Annotated in this window: 13 protein-coding genes and 1 tRNA gene; 3 read left to right on the top strand and 11 right to left on the bottom strand. The window is 59.8% G+C overall.

Features of this window, described 5'->3' with window-relative positions; genetic code table 11:
* Positions 1 to 8 precede the first annotated feature (8 nt).
* Both tig and BMX27_RS07650 read right to left on the bottom strand, forming a co-directional pair.
* A complete protein-coding gene (tig, locus tag BMX27_RS07655) occupies positions 9 to 1,343 on the bottom strand; it encodes a trigger factor (RefSeq protein WP_090159290.1) in 1,335 nt (444 codons plus the stop codon).
* Positions 1,344 to 1,368: 25 nt separating this feature from the next.
* Positions 1,369 to 1,453, bottom strand: a tRNA-Leu gene (locus BMX27_RS07650).
* Between the two features lie 172 nt (positions 1,454 to 1,625).
* On the opposite strand from BMX27_RS07650, the gene BMX27_RS07645 reads away from it, so the two are divergent.
* From BMX27_RS07645 to glnA, 3 genes are all read left to right on the top strand, one after another.
* On the top strand, positions 1,626 to 2,093 hold the full coding sequence (locus BMX27_RS07645) for a Hint domain-containing protein (protein WP_090159289.1): 468 nt from the start codon (positions 1,626 to 1,628) through the stop codon (positions 2,091 to 2,093).
* 339 nt (positions 2,094 to 2,432) lie between these two features.
* On the top strand, positions 2,433 to 2,771 hold the full coding sequence (locus BMX27_RS07640; RefSeq protein ID WP_056031582.1) for a P-II family nitrogen regulator: 339 nt from the start codon (positions 2,433 to 2,435) through the stop codon (positions 2,769 to 2,771).
* 30 nt (positions 2,772 to 2,801) lie between these two features.
* On the top strand, positions 2,802 to 4,208 hold the full coding sequence (gene glnA / locus BMX27_RS07635) for a type I glutamate--ammonia ligase (RefSeq protein ID WP_090159288.1): 1,407 nt from the start codon (positions 2,802 to 2,804) through the stop codon (positions 4,206 to 4,208).
* Positions 4,209 to 4,404: 196 nt separating this feature from the next.
* Here glnA and hflX read toward each other — a convergent pair whose 3' ends face one another.
* From hflX to dusB, 9 genes are all read right to left on the bottom strand, one after another.
* A complete protein-coding gene (gene hflX, locus BMX27_RS07630) occupies positions 4,405 to 5,682 on the bottom strand; it encodes a GTPase HflX (protein ID WP_090159287.1) in 1,278 nt (425 codons plus the stop codon).
* Positions 5,683 to 5,916: an RNA chaperone Hfq gene (gene hfq, locus BMX27_RS07625; RefSeq protein ID WP_056031573.1), complete on the bottom strand. Its 234-nt coding sequence runs from the start codon at positions 5,914 to 5,916 to the stop codon at positions 5,683 to 5,685.
* A 102-nt stretch (positions 5,917 to 6,018) separates the two neighbouring features.
* Positions 6,019 to 7,539: a TrkH family potassium uptake protein gene (locus BMX27_RS07620; protein WP_090159286.1), complete on the bottom strand. Its 1,521-nt coding sequence runs from the start codon at positions 7,537 to 7,539 to the stop codon at positions 6,019 to 6,021.
* Complete coding sequence (gene trkA / locus BMX27_RS07615) at positions 7,539 to 8,915, bottom strand: Trk system potassium transporter TrkA (protein WP_056031567.1); 1,377 nt, start codon at positions 8,913 to 8,915, stop codon at positions 7,539 to 7,541. The genes BMX27_RS07620 and trkA overlap by 1 nt, the downstream gene beginning before the upstream one ends.
* A 55-nt stretch (positions 8,916 to 8,970) precedes the next feature.
* Positions 8,971 to 10,371, bottom strand: a complete 1,401-nt coding sequence (locus tag BMX27_RS07610) for a nitrogen assimilation response regulator NtrX (RefSeq protein WP_090159285.1) — start codon at positions 10,369 to 10,371, stop codon at positions 8,971 to 8,973.
* Between the two features lie 10 nt (positions 10,372 to 10,381).
* Entirely contained in the window at positions 10,382 to 12,628 is a 2,247-nt protein-coding gene (locus BMX27_RS07605) for a sensor histidine kinase NtrY-like (protein ID WP_090159284.1), read from the bottom strand.
* Positions 12,629 to 12,715: 87 nt separating this feature from the next.
* A complete protein-coding gene (locus tag BMX27_RS07600; protein ID WP_090159283.1) occupies positions 12,716 to 14,077 on the bottom strand; it encodes a response regulator in 1,362 nt (453 codons plus the stop codon).
* Positions 14,077 to 15,147, bottom strand: coding sequence for a two-component system sensor histidine kinase NtrB (locus BMX27_RS07595; protein WP_056031552.1), 1,071 nt, complete (start codon positions 15,145 to 15,147; stop codon positions 14,077 to 14,079). Before BMX27_RS07595 ends, BMX27_RS07600 begins: the two co-directional genes overlap by 1 nt.
* Entirely contained in the window at positions 15,144 to 16,130 is a 987-nt protein-coding gene (dusB, locus tag BMX27_RS07590; protein ID WP_090159282.1) for a tRNA dihydrouridine synthase DusB, read from the bottom strand. The genes BMX27_RS07595 and dusB overlap by 4 nt, the downstream gene beginning before the upstream one ends.
* Positions 16,131 to 16,240: the final 110 nt, after the last annotated feature.

The following is a 16,240-nucleotide window of genomic DNA, read 5'->3' as shown; positions in this document are numbered from 1 at the left end:
CCTCTGGATCAGTCTTCGGATTCCATCGCCTCGACAGCTTTTTGCAGGTCGTCCTTGCTGACTTCCTTCTCGGTCACATCTGCTTTTTCAAGAATGTGATCGACGACCTTGTCCTCGAACAACGGCGCTTGCAGCTGCTGGCGGAACTGTGCGTTCTGCTGCACGAACTCAAAGAATTGACGCTCTTGTCCCGGGTACTGACGCGCCTGGTTCATGATGGCCTGCGTCATCTCCTGGTCCGTCACCTTGATCTCTGCCTTCTGGCCGATATCGGCCAGCAACAGACCCAGCTTTACCCGACGCTTGGCCAGGGTGATGTGCTCTTCGGTCGGATTGATCTCGGGGTGGTCGTGGCCTTGGACGTCGGGGTTTTCCTCATGCCACAGCTGGTGCGCGATCTGACCGGCTTCGGCATCGACCAGACTAGGGGGCAGTTCAAAATCGACTGCCGTGTCCAGCTCGTCCAGCAGCTTACGCTTGGCGACCGCGCGGGACGCGCCCTGATATTCAGCTTCCAGACGATCACGGATTTGACCCTTCAGGGCTTCCAGATCCTCGGCACCGAACTTCTTGGCCAGTTCGTCGTTCATTTCCGGCGTGACGGGCTCGCGGACCTCTTTGACGGTCACATCAAACACGGCTTCCTTGCCGGCCAGATGCTCTGCCTGATAGTCCTCGGGGAAATTAACCGTCACGGCCTTTTCCTCACCGGCCTTGGTCTTCAACAGTTGCTCCTCGAAACCGGGGATAAAGGAGTTGGACCCCAGCACCAGCGGGTAATCTTCGGCCGATCCGCCGTCGAATGCCTCACCGTCGATCTTGCCGACGAAATCGATCACGACCTGATAGCCATCCTTGGACAGACCGTTCTTTTTCTCGAACGTCTGGGCCTGCGGGCTCTCTGCTAGGTTGGTCAGCGCTTCTTCGACAGCAGAATCATCTGCCTTCACGACCATCTTTTCCAGCTTGATCGCAGAGAAATCGGTGTCCGGCACGTCGGGCAGCGCCTCGTAAGACACTTCGACAACGACGTCGTCGCCCTCTTTCCAGTCCGCATTGGACATCTTCATTTCGGGCTGAGCAGCCGGACGATCGCCGGTGCTGTCAAGGTGGTCGCGCAGGGCACCGTCGATGCTGTCCTGCATGGCTTCGCCCATCAGGCGCGGACCGAACTGCTTGCGCAACAGGGCCATCGGCACCTTACCCTTGCGAAAGCCCTTCATTTCCACGCCTGGGCGCGCTTCTTCCAGCTTCTCGACAACTTTTGCATCCAGCTCTGCCGCTGTGACAGTGATGGTATAGCCGCGCTTGAGGCCGTCGTTCAGGGTCTCGTTGACCTGCATGAAATGTCCTTCTTTCATTCGAATATGGTGCGGGTGAAGGGACTTGAACCCCCACGCCTTGCGGCGCCAGAACCTAAATCTGGTGCGTCTACCAATTCCGCCACACCCGCATTGTTACGGGGGCACGTTTCCGCGCCCCCGGTGTTTGGCGGCTGTCTAACAAAGGTCACAGGGGGATGCGAGAATAAAAAGCATCCCAGAAAAAGCATGACTGTGCCAGAATCTTGCCTTAGTTGTGGAAGAACTATTGAGGCAGACACAAGCTAGAGCGGGAAAAACGCCATGCAGACCAAGACGATCGAACGCAGCGTTGCTGCGCCCAAGAAGGCTAAACTCAACGCAGGCGTATGCGCCGGTACAACCATCATGACGATGGAAGGCGAAATGCCCGTCGAACACCTCGAAGCGGGCATGCGCATCATCACCCGCGACAGTGGCATGGCGATCCTGCGTAAAATCGACGTAGCAACCCAGAAAATCGCACCGATCCGTATCAAGGCCGGTTCGCTCGGGCACACACGCCCCGACCGCGACATCATGGTTACGCCCAACACGATCCTGCACATTCGCGATTGGCGTGCCGAAGCGTTGTTCGGAACCCAGACCGCCAATGTCGAGGCTGCCCGTCTGGTTGACGGCGAATACCTCGCCCTCCAGGCGGCACAGCAAATGACGACCTACACGCTCACCTTTGATCGCCAGCATATCCTTTATGCCGACGGCATCGAAATGGCATCTGCCGCCGTCTGACGGCGCGACGCGGCCAGTTGGCCGCATATGACTATAAAAACAGCACGCGCAGTGCTTTCGGGACGTGTCTATGCCGATCTTGCGATCGTCTTGGCCCGAAAGCATTGCGCGTTTTTGCGTTTTTTACCCAAAATTCCCCGGAAAACCGCCGGTCGCCCGGCGTTCGGATCTCGAACTTGGTCGCAATTCTCATTTCGCACTCTTTTTGATCAGATAGCCTAAATTTTGCACCGATGCGTATTTTTCAGTCTGATCCCGTGCCCTGCGATGCCGGGATGAATTGTAGGTCTGTCACGAAAATGTTCTCACCTCGGAAGTAAGCCATACGGGGGAGTCTGCGTGAAGAAAATCGAAGCCATCATCAAGCCGTTCAAGCTGGATGAAGTAAAAGAAGCGCTGCAAGAAGTCGGCATTCAGGGCTTGTCCGTGGTCGAAGTCAAAGGTTTCGGCCGTCAGAAAGGTCATACCGAATTGTACCGCGGCGCCGAATACGTCGTCGACTTCCTGCCCAAGGTAAAACTCGAGGTCGTCCTTGCCGACGATCAGGTCGATGCGGCAATCGCCGCGATCGTCGAGGCCGCCAAGACCGACAAGATCGGCGACGGAAAGATTTTCGTCAGCACGGTCGAACAAGCCATCCGCATCCGAACCGGCGAATCCGGCGACGACGCGCTGTAAAATACAAGACACGAACCGAAAGGACAGCTCATGAGCACCAAAGACTTTCTGAAAATGATGAAGGACGAGGAGGCCGACTACGTCGACATCCGCTTCACTGACCCCAAGGGCAAATTGCAACACGTCACGATCGTGTCTGATCTGGTTGACGAAGACTTCCTCGAAGAAGGCTTCATGTTCGATGGTTCATCCATCGCGGGCTGGAAATCGATCGATCAGTCCGACATGAAACTGATGCCCGACACGGCAACAGCCTATGTCGACCCCTTCTATGCTGAAAAAACCATCTGTCTGCATTGCTCCATCGTCGAGCCGGACACGATGGAACCCTATGACCGCGACCCGCGCGGCACCGCTCAAAAGGCAGAGGCCTACCTGAAGTCATCCGGCATCGGTGACACCTTCTATTGCGGCCCCGAGGCTGAATTCTTCGTCTTTGACGACGTGCGCTACTCGGTCTCGATGAACAAGGTGTCTTTCCAGGTCGACGCAATCGACGGCGCATGGAACACCGATACCGAATACGAGATGGGCAACACCGGCCACCGTCCCGGCATCAAGGGCGGCTACTTCCCGGTGAACCCGATCGATGACGCGCAGGACATGCGTGGCGAAATGCTGACCACGATGAAGCGCATGGGCATGAAGGTCGACAAGCACCATCACGAAGTGGCCAGCTGCCAGCACGAGCTGGGTCTGATCTTCGGCACACTGACACATCAGGCCGACGAACTGCAGAAATACAAGTACGTCATCCACAACGTGGCCCAGGCCTACGGCAAGTCGGCAACCTTCATGCCCAAACCGATCGCAGGCGACAACGGTACCGGCATGCACGTGAACATGTCGATCTGGAAAGACGGCAAGCCCCTGTTCGCCGGCGACAAATACGCCGATCTGAGCCAGGAAGCGCTGTATTTCATCGGCGGCATCCTCAAGCACGCCAAAGCGCTGAACGCGATCACGAACCCGTCCACGAACAGCTACAAGCGTCTGATCCCCGGCTTCGAGGCTCCGGTTCTGCGCGCGTATTCCGCCCGTAACCGTTCGGGTTGTGTACGTATCCCGTGGTCCGAATCGCCCAAAGCCAAGCGCGTCGAGGCACGTTTCCCCGATCCCGCCGCGAACCCCTACCTGTGCTTTGCGGCCCTGCTGATGGCCGGTCTTGACGGCATCAAGAACAAGATCGACCCCGGCCCCTCCTCGGACAAGGATCTCTACGACCTGCCGCCCGAAGAACTGGCCGCCATCCCGACGGTCTGCGGCTCGCTGCGCGAAGCCCTGGAATCGCTCGAGGCCGATCACGACTTCCTGCTGCAAGGCGACGTGTTCACCAAATCCCAGCTCGAAGGCTACATGGCCCTCAAGTGGGAAGAGGTCTACCAGGTCGAGCACACGCCGCACCCGGTCGAATACAAGCTGTACTACAGCTGCTAAATCACAAAAGGGCGCCCCACGGGGCGCCCTTTTCACATCAATAATCCATTTCCCAGATCATCCGGCCTAATCGAAACCTGATTTCAGATGGAACGGCTCTGAACGGGTGCCTCCCCCGCGCATCATCTTGCCCGAAATACTCCCGCCGGAGGCTCCCGCATGCACAACACGCGCGCCACTCGAACATCTGTGACTCTCAGTCCAGCTTGCGGAACCGGCTGGCCTGCGTCTGTGTCCAGAACACGTCGATGACATAGCCGTCTTCGCTCTGCCTTTCACCCGTCACCACGCCCTGATCGAACAACCACGCCCGCGCTTTGCCGGCCCCGAACCCCAGAACCAGTTGTTCTGCTGTTCGCGGGTCCTTGAGCAGCTCGCTGATCGCATCCAGCAAAGGGTCGAGCCCTTCGCCGGTGATCGCGGAAATGGCAAAGATGTCTTCTGTTCTTGCCGCCTGCGTGACGATTCCATCGTGATCATCGCTGGGCAGCCGGTCGATCTTGTTCCAGACCTCCAGCAACGGGGCGTCATCGGCCACCCCCAAGGACGTGAGGATCGCCATTACATCCTTGGACTGCTCTTCGGTCTGCGGATGGCTGATGTCACGCACATGCACGATCAGATCCGCATCCAGCACTTCTTCCAGTGTTGCACGGAATGCAGCCACCAACTCTGTGGGCAAGTCGGAAATGAAACCGACCGTATCCGACATGATGATCTTGTCGCCCTCGGGCAGCTCGATCTGGCGCATGGTGGGGTCCAGCGTCGCGAACAGCATGTCCTTGGCGAATACATCCGCACCTGTCAGCCGGTTGAACAGCGTCGATTTTCCCGCGTTGGTATAGCCGACCAGCGCCACGATCGGATACGGGACCTTGGCCCGTGCCGCGCGGTGCAGCGTCCGGGTCTTGACGACCTTTTCCAGCTGCCGCTTCAGCGCCTGCAACTGCATGTCGATGGCACGGCGGTCGGCCTCGATCTGGGTTTCACCGGGACCGCCGACGAAACCAAGCCCGCCGCGCTGCCGTTCCAGGTGGGTCCAGGCCCGCACCAGACGGGTGCGCTGATATGACAATGCCGCCATTTCGACCTGCAACACACCCTCCGCGGTACGCGCCCGATCCGAGAAGATTTCAAGAATCAAGCCTGTCCGGTCCAGCAGTTTGACGTCCCAGGCCTTTTCCAGGTTGCGCTGCTGCACCGGCGTGACGTGGCCGTCGATCAAGACAAGCTCGACCTCTTCGGCTTTCATCCGGTCTTTCAACTCGGCGATCTTGCCCTTGCCGAACAGAGTCCCCGGCAGCAATTTCGGCAAACGCACCACTTCTGCGCCGACGACCTGCAAGTCAGGCAGGGCGGCAGCCAACGACACGGCCTCTTCCAGCGCGGGGTCAGCCGCGCGGCGGGTACGGTCGGTTTTCAGATCCGGGTGCAGAACGTAGGCCCGTGTGATGGGCCGGTCATGTTCAAGCAATTATTCTTCGCCCTCGTACAGGCTAATGGGTTGGGCTGGCATGATCGTCGAGATCGCCGATTTATATACCAGCTGGCTCTGGCCGTCGCGACGCAGCAGGACGCAGAAACTGTCGAACCACGTGATGACGCCCTGAAGCTTGACGCCGTTCACCAAAAAGATCGTCACAGGAACCTTGACCTTGCGCACGTGGTTCAGGAAGGCATCCTGCAGATTGGCCTTGTCAGACGCCATATCGGGTCTCCAATTATTCTTGCGGGCCGCGGACCGGCCGGAAACATCAGTTAGAAAGTATGGACACAGTCTTTCGGATGATCCAGCCCTAAAATCAACCCGCTAACGCCGCCAGATCTCAGGATTGAACAGCGCGATCAGGGCAAGTGTCTCCAGCCGCCCCAACACCATGGCCGCCCCAAGCACAGCCTTGGCCGCGTCCGGCAGACCCGCATAACTGATCGGGGACTCCGCCCCCACCACGGCCAGCGGCCCGGTGGTCGACAACGCCGCCACCGTCAAAACCATGGTCGTCTCGAACTGCACCCCTGTCAGGGCCAGAAGCAACATCACCGCCGCGATCGACAGGGCGAACAACATAAAGAATACCCATGAAATATAGGCCCCCTGACGTCGGATCGTGCGGGCCTCGCGTCCGCCGCCACCAACAGATGACGGATGCAGCAGACGTTCGACCTCGCGTTCGGAATGACGGAACAACGCATAGACGCGCAGCAGTTTCACGCCGCCCGCCGTGGTCGCAGCACCACCACCGATCAGGGCTATCCCCACCAGAAACAGGCCGGGGGTTTCCAGACCGGACCACTCGGCTGCGCCGTCCCAAAACCGTGATTCGAACCCTGTGGTCGTCAGGAATGATGTGACGGTAAAAATACTGCCCCAGAGTGACGAAAACAGCGCGGGCAGCGTCGAAGTCGTCCCCTCCTCTATGCTGCCCAGCCAATGACGCAGGAAAAGCATCGCCGTGACGCCCGAGACCAGAATCAGTGCCATACGCACCTCAGGGTCACGGGCCAGCCGCGCATCACTGTCCCCGAACATGCCCCGCGAAAACGTCAGGCGCGAAATGGCAAAGGCAAAGAAACAGAAAATCAGCAGTTCGCCCCAGAACCCCGACACGGCGTAATAGACCCCACCAATAGGCGAAATCCCGGATGTCGAAAGCACCGACATCGCATGGCACAGCGCGATATAGGGCACTTCACCAAGCAGCACCAAACCGATCCACAATACAAAGGTCAGCCCGACATAGATAGGGGCGAGCGTGGCCGTATGCCGGGCCAACCGGTCCTGTAGCCGCGCGACCTCGCCGATCTGACTATAGCGGCCCGACGTAAACTGCGCCGATCCGCCAGCGGTCCGCACCTCGAACCCGCCCAGATTCATGGGTGCGAAAATGGCGACAGCCACGATCCATGTCAGCATTCCGCCCAGCCAGCCGACGGTCGCGCGCCACAGATGCAACGATGGCGGCAAACGTCCCGCGTTCTCGTACAGCGTCGCACCCGTCGTCGTGAACGATGACACCATCTCGAACCAGGCGTCGCTGAACCGGATGTTTTCACCCGCCTCGTAGAACGGGACGGCAAACATGATCGGCAACAACCCAAAGGCAAGCACCAGCGTCATCAACTGGCTGAGGGCGGCATTGCGCGGCACCCGCCCGGATGTCGCAAGCCCCGCCAGCAACGTCAGCGTCAACCCCAGCAGCGCAGCATAAAAAAACGTCTGCATCACGCGGGTCGCACCCAATGCCGTGGCATGGATTGCCGGCACCAGCATGGCAGCCGACCCGATCCCCATCAGCAGCACAAAAAATGGCAGGGACCGCATAATTGCCATCAGAAAAAGTCGATCGACACCTGCAACAGGCGCTCGACCTCTGGCACGTCATTCGCCATTGCAAAGATCGCAACCAGATCACCGTCATCGATCCGTGTATCGGCGACCGGTTTGATCATCTTGCCATTCTTGGAAATACCGCTGACCACGGCACCCTCTGGGAACTGGATGTCGCGGATTTTTTGACCTGCCATGGGCGATGTGGACAACACCTGCGCTTCGATCAATTCGGCCTCGGCATCGCCGATCGAATAGACCCCCCGCACCCGTCCGTGGCGCACGTGTCGCAGGATCGACGAAACGGTTGTCGACCGCGGGTTGATCCAGGCATCCACGTCCAATGGCCCCATTAGGGGCACCAGCGTCGGATCGTTGACCAGACAAATCGACATCTTGCAGCCCATCTCCTTGGACCGGACCGATGCTAGCAGGTTAACCTTGTCATCGTCTGTCACGGCCAGAACCGCATCCGCTGTCGCGATACCCGCCTCGTCCAGCAATGCGGCATCCAGACCGTCGCCATGCAGCACGATGGTGCGATCCAGCGCATCCGCTGCGGCCTCTGCCGCCTCGCGCGTCCGTTCGATCATGCGCACCCGCAGGCGTTCGGTCTTGGCCTCCAGCGCGCGTGCGACGGCCAGACCGACATTGCCACCACCGATGATGACGATGCGTTGCTGTCGGGTCTGATGTTTGCCGAAAATCTCCAGCGTCCGGTTCACGTCATCCGTATGCGTAAAGATATAAGCGTCATCGCCGGCAAAGAGCTGATCCTTGGCCGAGGGCACGAACATCACGCCATCGCGCCGTACACCCACCACAATGGCCCGCAATGTCGAAAACAGATCCGTCAATTGGCGCAGCGGCGTATTTACCACCGGGCAATCGGCCTCGATCGAAATGCCCATCAGGGTGCCCTGATCATTCAGGAATTGTTCTGTGTCGAATGACGCAGGCGAGGCCAGCCGTTGCAGTGCCGCCGCTGCCACTTCTTTCTCAGGGCTGATGACCACGTCGATCGGCAAATGATCGCGCCGGTACAGGTCGGAATAGATCGCATCCAGATAGCTTTGCGACCGCAGACGCGCGATCTTGCGGCGGATCGAGAACACGGAATGCGCCACCTGACAGGTGACCATGTTCACCTCATCGGAATGGGTTGCGGCGATGATCATGTCAGCGTCACGCGCCCCTGCCCGTTCCAGGATGTCGGGATAGCTGGCAAAGCCGCTGATGCCCTGCACATCCAGGCTGTCTGTCGCGCGACGCACCAGTTCGGGATTGTTGTCCACAACCGTCACGTCGTTCTGTTCGCCCGCCAGATGCCGGGCGATTTGCCAGCCGACCTGACCAGCCCCGCAGATGATGACCTTCATCGATGTTCTCCTGCCGACCTACGCTCCAGTGACATGGCCGGTGCCGCGCGTCAATTCACGCGCCTTCTTCGACGTAGGCCACGCGTGCGCCCGCCTTATTAGCCGTCGCGACACCCAGCGACTTGAGCTTGCGATGCAATGCGCTGCGTTCCATCCCGACAAAGCTGGCGGTGCGGCTGATATTGCCACCGAAACGGTTGATCTGGGTCAGCAGATACTCGCGTTCGAACAGCTCGCGCGCCTCGCGCAGTGGCAATGTCGCAAGCCCGCCCGACAGCACGATCCGTCCCTCGGTTGCGGGCGCTTCATCAGAGTTGGGCAACTCCTTGGCCGCGATGGGATGGTTGCCCTCGCCCAGTATCAGCACGCGTTCCACGACGTTTTTCAACTGACGGACGTTGCCCGGCCACAGCATCGTCTGCAACAGCGCGCGCGCATCCTCGGCCAGCTCGCGCAGCGGCAGACCCTGCGCCTTGTTCAGTTGTGCAATGAAATATTCGGCCAGCGTGGGGATGTCCTCGCGGCGTTCTTCCAGGCTGGGCACATCAATCGGCACCACGTTCAGGCGGTGAAACAATTCCTGACGGAACAGTCCCTGTTCGATCAGCTTCGGCAAATCGCGGTTCGTGGACGAGATGAAACGCAGATCAACCTGCACTTTTTCGGTCCCCCCGACACGCTGGAATGATTGATCCACCAGAACCCGCAGCATCTTGGCCTGTGTGCCCATCGGCATCTCGGCCACTTCATCCAGATAGATGATCCCGCCGTTGGCCTGTTCCAGCAGACCCTTTTCAACGCCCTTGCCGGCACTTTCACGGCCAAACAAGGCCTCTTCCATGTGGTCGGGTTCGACACTGGCGGAATTGATCGTGACAAATGGTGCGCCCGCCCGGTTGGAATTGGCATGGATATAGCGCGCGGCGATTTCCTTGCCTGCACCGGCAGGGCCGGTCAGCATCACACGTCCGTTGGATTTGGTCACCTTGTCCAGCTGCGCCTTCATGGCGCGGAACGCCGCACTGTCACCCAGCATGTCGGCCGGAACGCTCTCACCGCGTTTGAGTTCGACATTCTCGCGCCGCAGACGGCTGGTTTCCATCGCGCGCCGGATCACGACCATCAGCTGATCGATGTTGAACGGTTTTTCGATGAAATCGTAAGCCCCCTGCTTGATGGCCGCGACCGCAATCTCGATGTTGCCATGCCCGGAAATGATGACGATCGGCACTTCTGGATAGTCACGTTTGACGGTTTTCAGAATATCGATCCCGTCCATGTTGGAATCCTTGAGCCAGATATCCAAAATCATCAGCGCCGGCGTTTCCTTGGCGATCTCGGCCATGCATTGATCGGAATTTGCAGCCAACCGCGTGGTGAAACCCTCATCCTCGAGGATATCGCCGATCAGTTCCCGGATGTCGCGCTCGTCGTCGGTGATCAGAATGTCGCCCATAGTCAAAACCTCATGCTGGAATTTTGTTGGCCGCAACCCCGACAGGGGCCAACGGCAGTTCAATCACGGCACAGGCCCCCGCGTGGGTGTCCGTGCCGAAAGGTTCGGCATCCACAAGTTGCAGCGTGCCGCCGTGTTCTTCGATGATCTTGCGCACGATGGGCAGGCCGAGGCCCGTCCCGTTGTCGCGCGTCGTCACATAGGGTTCGAACAGCCGGGCGCGGTCCTGCGGCAGACCGATCCCGTTGTCGGAAATCGTGATCCGCACACCGTGATCCCCCACCACCATCGCAACCCGGATAAGAGGGTTGGCAACCGGCCCACCCTGCTGTTCCGCGCGGGATTCGATCGCCTCGCCTGCGTTCTTGATCAGATTGGTCAGGGCCTGCCCGATCATCGTCTGGTCGATATCTGTCAGAACCGGCTGCGCTGGCGTATCGGCAGTGATCCTGACATCCGGCTGACCTGCTTCTTGCAGCGTTACCACATCGCGCAACAGTGCCGACAAGTCCGAAACGGCCAGCTCGGGTTCCGGCATCCGCGCGAATTTCGAAAATTCATCGACGATGCGACGCAGATCATTGGTCTGCCTCACGATCACATCAGTCATCTGGTTCAGTTTGTCGGTGTCTGTGACCTCTGCCCCGAACTTGCGTTTGATGCGCTCGGCCGACAGCTGGATCGGCGTCAGCGGGTTCTTGATCTCGTGGGCGATGCGGCGGGCGACATCACCCCAGGCGGCCATGCGCTGTGCGCTGACCAGGTCGGTCACATCGTCGAATGCGACCACATAGCCGTCCAGTGTCCCGTCATTACCTGCACGCGGTGCCATACGGACCAGCAGGCTTTCCTGTTTGCCACTGCGTACGAGGTTGACCTGTTCCTGCACGAATGGCCGGCCATCGGCGCGCAGCTTTTCGAACAATGTCCCGAATTCGGGCACAGCCACCGACAGCGCGGTCGTGGTCTGGCCACGCCCGACGTTCAACAACCGCACCGCAGAGGGGTTCACGAAACTGATCCGACCATCAGCGTCCAGCCCAACCACGCCGGATGTGACCGATGACAGCACGGAATCGAACAGGCGGTTGCTGCCAACCAGATCGTCGCGCTGCGTTTTCAGCTGACTGGTCATCTGGTTGAAGTAATGCCCCAACTGGCTGATTTCGTCGTCGCCTTCGTCCTCGATCACGCGGACGTCCAGATCACCGGCACCAACCCGCTGCGAAGCCGTCACGAGCCGCCCGACCGGTCGCGACAGCCTTTCTGCAAACCACAGTCCCAGCCAGGTCGCGGCGAGGATCAGGATCACCGCAAATCCCAGATACAATCCACCGAACTGGAACAACAACGCGCCCCGGTCGCGTTCCAGCTGTTCGTACAACGCGACCGTCGCCTCGGTCTCGTCCAGCAGGGCCAGGATTTCCCCATCGACCGGGCGGGTCACCAGCAGGAAACGATCCGGAAAGGTGTCGACCACCAAAAGTGCGCGAAATTCATTGTTTGCCGCATCTTCGATCACGACGGCACCGCTGTTGCGGGCCCTGTCGAAATCGGCGGGATCGGGCCGTTCGTAGTTGAAATCATACGACCCGCCGCCACGCGTCATGATATCCCCGGCCCCGTTGAGGAAAAAAACCTCGGACAATCCCCGGTCGATCTGCGGCTGCACGACCGCAATGGCCTGCCGCACGTCACCGTCGTTCATAAAGAAATTGGCCTGCCGCTCGGTATTGAGGTATGCCGCAAGCGCGTTTCCGTCGCGCAGCACCTCTGATCGTTCTTCCTCTTCGTAGGCCTGCGCAGTCGACAGCGATGTGCCCAGAACGTTCTGCACCCGCTCCGAAAACCATCCCTCGAACCCCAGATTGATGGACAGCACCGCAAAGACAGCGACCAACACCGTCGGGATCAATGCGAGGGCCACGAAAACGCCCGTCAGACGCAAGTGCAGACGCGATCCTGCCGACTGGTTGCGGCGCGCCACGATCAGATAGAACACCCGGCTCAGCACGAGCCCTGCGACGATGATGATGTAGACAAGGTCGGCCAGCAGCACCAGACGCAGGATCGGCGACGCAGACCCGGCATCCAACGGACTGCGCAGGATCAGAAACGTCACGACAGCCAGCACCGGGCCCAGAACAACCAACCCGAGGGTCGTGAAATTCTGGACGGCGCGCCGCCGTCGCCAGCGCTTGATACGCTGGTAATTCAAGCTCAACCGGGACCGCTGCACGCGAATTGCCCTGTCCATTGCGACGGGAGTGACCCCGCCAATACCGCCGTTTTATGTGGTCCTTGCCGTCGGATGTTCCGCCGGGGCCACGCTTATGTTGCGGTTTTACATCAATTTGCGGCGGCGTGTCACCTGAATATCGAGGTCCGTGATCTTCTTTCTGAGTGTATTGCGGTTGATGCCCAGCAAATCAGCACATTTCGCCTGATTTCCAGCGGTCGCGTCGAGTGCGATTTCGATCAACGGGGCCTCGACCTCGCGCAGAATGCGGTTGTACAGACCCGGCGGTGGCAGCATGCCACCGTGCAGGTCGAAATAGCGTTTCAGGTGGCGGGCCACAGCACTCGACAATTTGTCCGTATCGCCACCGCGCAGCGGCTCCATTGCGGGCTGGTTGCCCAGAACCGCCTCGACTTCGGTCTTGCTGATTTCCTCGCCGGCCGCCGTAAACACCAGACGCCGCACCGTATTTTCCAGTTGGCGCACGTTGCCGGGCCAACTGTAGGTGCGCACCAGTGCCGTGGCCGCATCAGAAATGCGCCGCAACGGCCCGCCATCACGTTCTGCCTTTGCCAGAAAATGCTCTGCCAGCAACGGGATGTCGTCGACCCGTTCCCGCAATGACGGCACGGCAATCGTCACCCCGGACAGGCGGTAGAACAGATCGTCGCGGAACGCGCCTGCCTCGATCTTGCTGCCCAGATCGGTCTGCGATGTCGCCATGATCCGCGGTGCGCTGTCGCCCAATTGATCCAGCATCCGCACGATCCGTCCCTGGGCTTGCGCATCCATATCTCCGATTTCATCGAACAGGATGGATCCGCCCCGCGCACGCGACAGCACCGATTGCGGCCCGTCCGCTCCGTCCAGATCGGCCCCGCCGACCGTAATGAACGGCAGCGACCTGCGATCCGAAAAGTCATGGATCGCGCGTGCGATCAGCGATTTTCCCGTGCCACTTTCGCCCGTGATCAGGACCGGCATGGATGTATTCATGACCCGCGCGACCAGTTTGTACAACGCCTGCATCGCGGGTGTCCGACCCACCAGCGGCAAATCCGAATGTTCACCCGCCGTTTCGCGGCGAACCGGGTGCGACGTGCGTTTGACCTCCAGCGCGCGGGCTGCGCGTTTCATCAGGTCGGGCAGATCGAACGGTTTCGGCAGATAGTCGTAGGCGTCAGCCTCTGCTGCCTGGATTGCAGTCATGATGGTGTTCTGTGCCGAAATCACGATGACTGGCAGACCGGGACGCAATTCCGCGATCTTGGGCAATTGATCCAGCCCGTTCCCGTCGGGCATGACCACGTCCGAAATCACCAGATCGCCCTTGCCCTCTTCGACCCAGCGCATCAGCGTCACCAGCGACGATGTCGCGTGCACCTTGCAGCCCGCGCGGGTCAACGCTTGGGTCAGGACCGTGCGGATCGTGCGGTCATCATCCGCAACCAGAATCGTGCCATCCATCAATCGTCTCCGTCGTCTGTGTCTGCGCGCGGCAGGGAAATCCGAAATACCGTTCGGCCCGGGGCGCTATCGACTGTAATCCAGCCACCGCCGTCCTGTATGAGTTTGCTGACCAGTGCGAGCCCCAGACCGGTGCCGTTTTCACGTCCGGAAACAAAGGGTTCGAACACGTTGCTGGCGATATCAGGCGGCAGTCCCGGCCCGTCGTCAATCACCTCGATCTGCAAGGGCAGCCGCGCGTGCGACCCATCGGCCTGCAACACCCGCAGGCTTGCATCGTAGAATGTCCGCAGCGTGATCTTGCCGCCCGGACCACCCGCCTCTGCGGCGTTCTTGATCAGGTTCTGGAAAATCTGCTGCAACTGATCCGCATCCGCCAGCGCGCGGGGCAAGGACGGGTCATAATCCGTCACGAACATCATATGCGCGCCAAAACCGACCGAGGCGGACTGACGCGCCCGATCCAGCGTATCGTGGATGTTGATGGACTTGCGGCTAGGCTGGCGCAGGTTACCGAACTGTTCGACCTGCTCCAGCAGTTTCACAATGCGGCGCGATTCCGCGACGATCAGGTCCGTCAACTCCTGGTCCTCTGGCGACAGGCCCATCGACAGCAATTGTGCGGCACCCGTGATCCCCGCCAGCGGGTTCTTGATTTCATGCGCCAGCATTTCGGCCATGCCGATGGCCGATCGCGCTGCCTTGCCGGTCACCGTGTTCTGCACGAGGCGCGACACGATCTGCTGTGGGCTGATGATCATGATCATCACGCCGTCACGGTTTTGCAGCGGCGAGAATTGCAGATTGCAATGCTGCGGCGCGCTCATGCCTGAGCCGACGAAAACATCATTGATGAACAAGGATGTCTGCTGTTCCCGCGCCCGTTCAAACGGACCATCCAGGGGTGAATCGATCAGGACCTTTTCCCAGACGACCTGATTTTTCAGCGCCTTTTCCGACAGGTTCAGAAAACTTTCTGCCGCAGGATTGGATTCCAGAATGCGGTCATTGGCATCCAGCAACAGCGCAGGCGTCGGCAGCGACACCCACAGGGCGATATCCTCGATCATGCGGCCACCGGTGCGGTCTGGGACATCGCATCCGGGATCAGCGACAAAACGCTCTGCGGCGATGCCGCAGTCAGCACAGCGTGCCGCAATCCCGGCAAGGTGCCCGCTGTATCCATGTACCAACCAAGATGTTTGCGCGCGACACGCAGGCCCAAGCTCATGCCATAAAACCTTAGCATCGCCTCGTAATGATTTGATACCATTTCAGTAAATTCATTTTCACCAGGCGCCTTTGGCACCAATGCACCGGACATGCGCGCAGCAATCTGAGCCAGCACCCAGGGCCGGCCCTGCGCCCCGCGTCCGATCATCACACCGTCCGCGCCAGACTGGTCCAGTGCCTGCACAGCCGTGGCATGATCCACGATGTCGCCATTTGCGATCACCGGGATATCAACGGCCTCGCGCACCGCACGGATCGCAGCCCAATCGGCATGCCCCTTGTAGAACTGGCAGCGGGTCCGACCGTGGATCGTGACAAGCTGAATGCCTGCATTCTGCGCACGCAGCGCCACGTCAGCGGCGTTCAGACTGTCGTCATCCCAGCCCAGCCGCGTCTTGAGCGTCACAGGCACATCCACCGCCGCGACCACCGCCTCGATCAGGCGCAAGGCGTGATCGGGTTCACGCAACAGGGCCGACCCCGACATACCGCCCACGACCTTTTTCGCAGGACACCCCATGTTGATATCAATCAGCGCCGCCCCGTTTGCGGCAACCATGCGCGCAGCCTCGGCCATCCAATACGGATCGCGCCCCGCCAGCTGCACGGCCGTCGCCCGCTGGTCAAATCCCAGTTCAGCACGATCGCGGACGCTTGCCTTGGCCTGCACCATCTCTTGTGATGCGACCATTTCCGACACGACCCAGGATGCGCCGAACCCCGCCACAACCTGACGAAACGGCAAATCCGTGATCCCGGCCAGCGGCGCAAGAGCCACCGCCGGGCAGTCGGTCAAGGGTAGGTTTGCCGCAGCATTCATCGTTTGCCTAAAGCCTGTGCGTTACATCCGAACATGTGTCTATCTACGCGGCGCAGGCCCGGACGCCAAGGCCAGTGCACTATGTACACGCATACCGCCCATATTTTAGG

The sequence above is a fragment of the Loktanella sp. DSM 29012 genome (assembly GCF_900110705.1).
Lineage (GTDB): Bacteria > Pseudomonadota > Alphaproteobacteria > Rhodobacterales > Rhodobacteraceae > Loktanella > Loktanella gaetbuli.
Note: the sequence above shows the minus strand (reverse complement) of the source record. Positions and strands in the feature narration are given on the sequence as shown.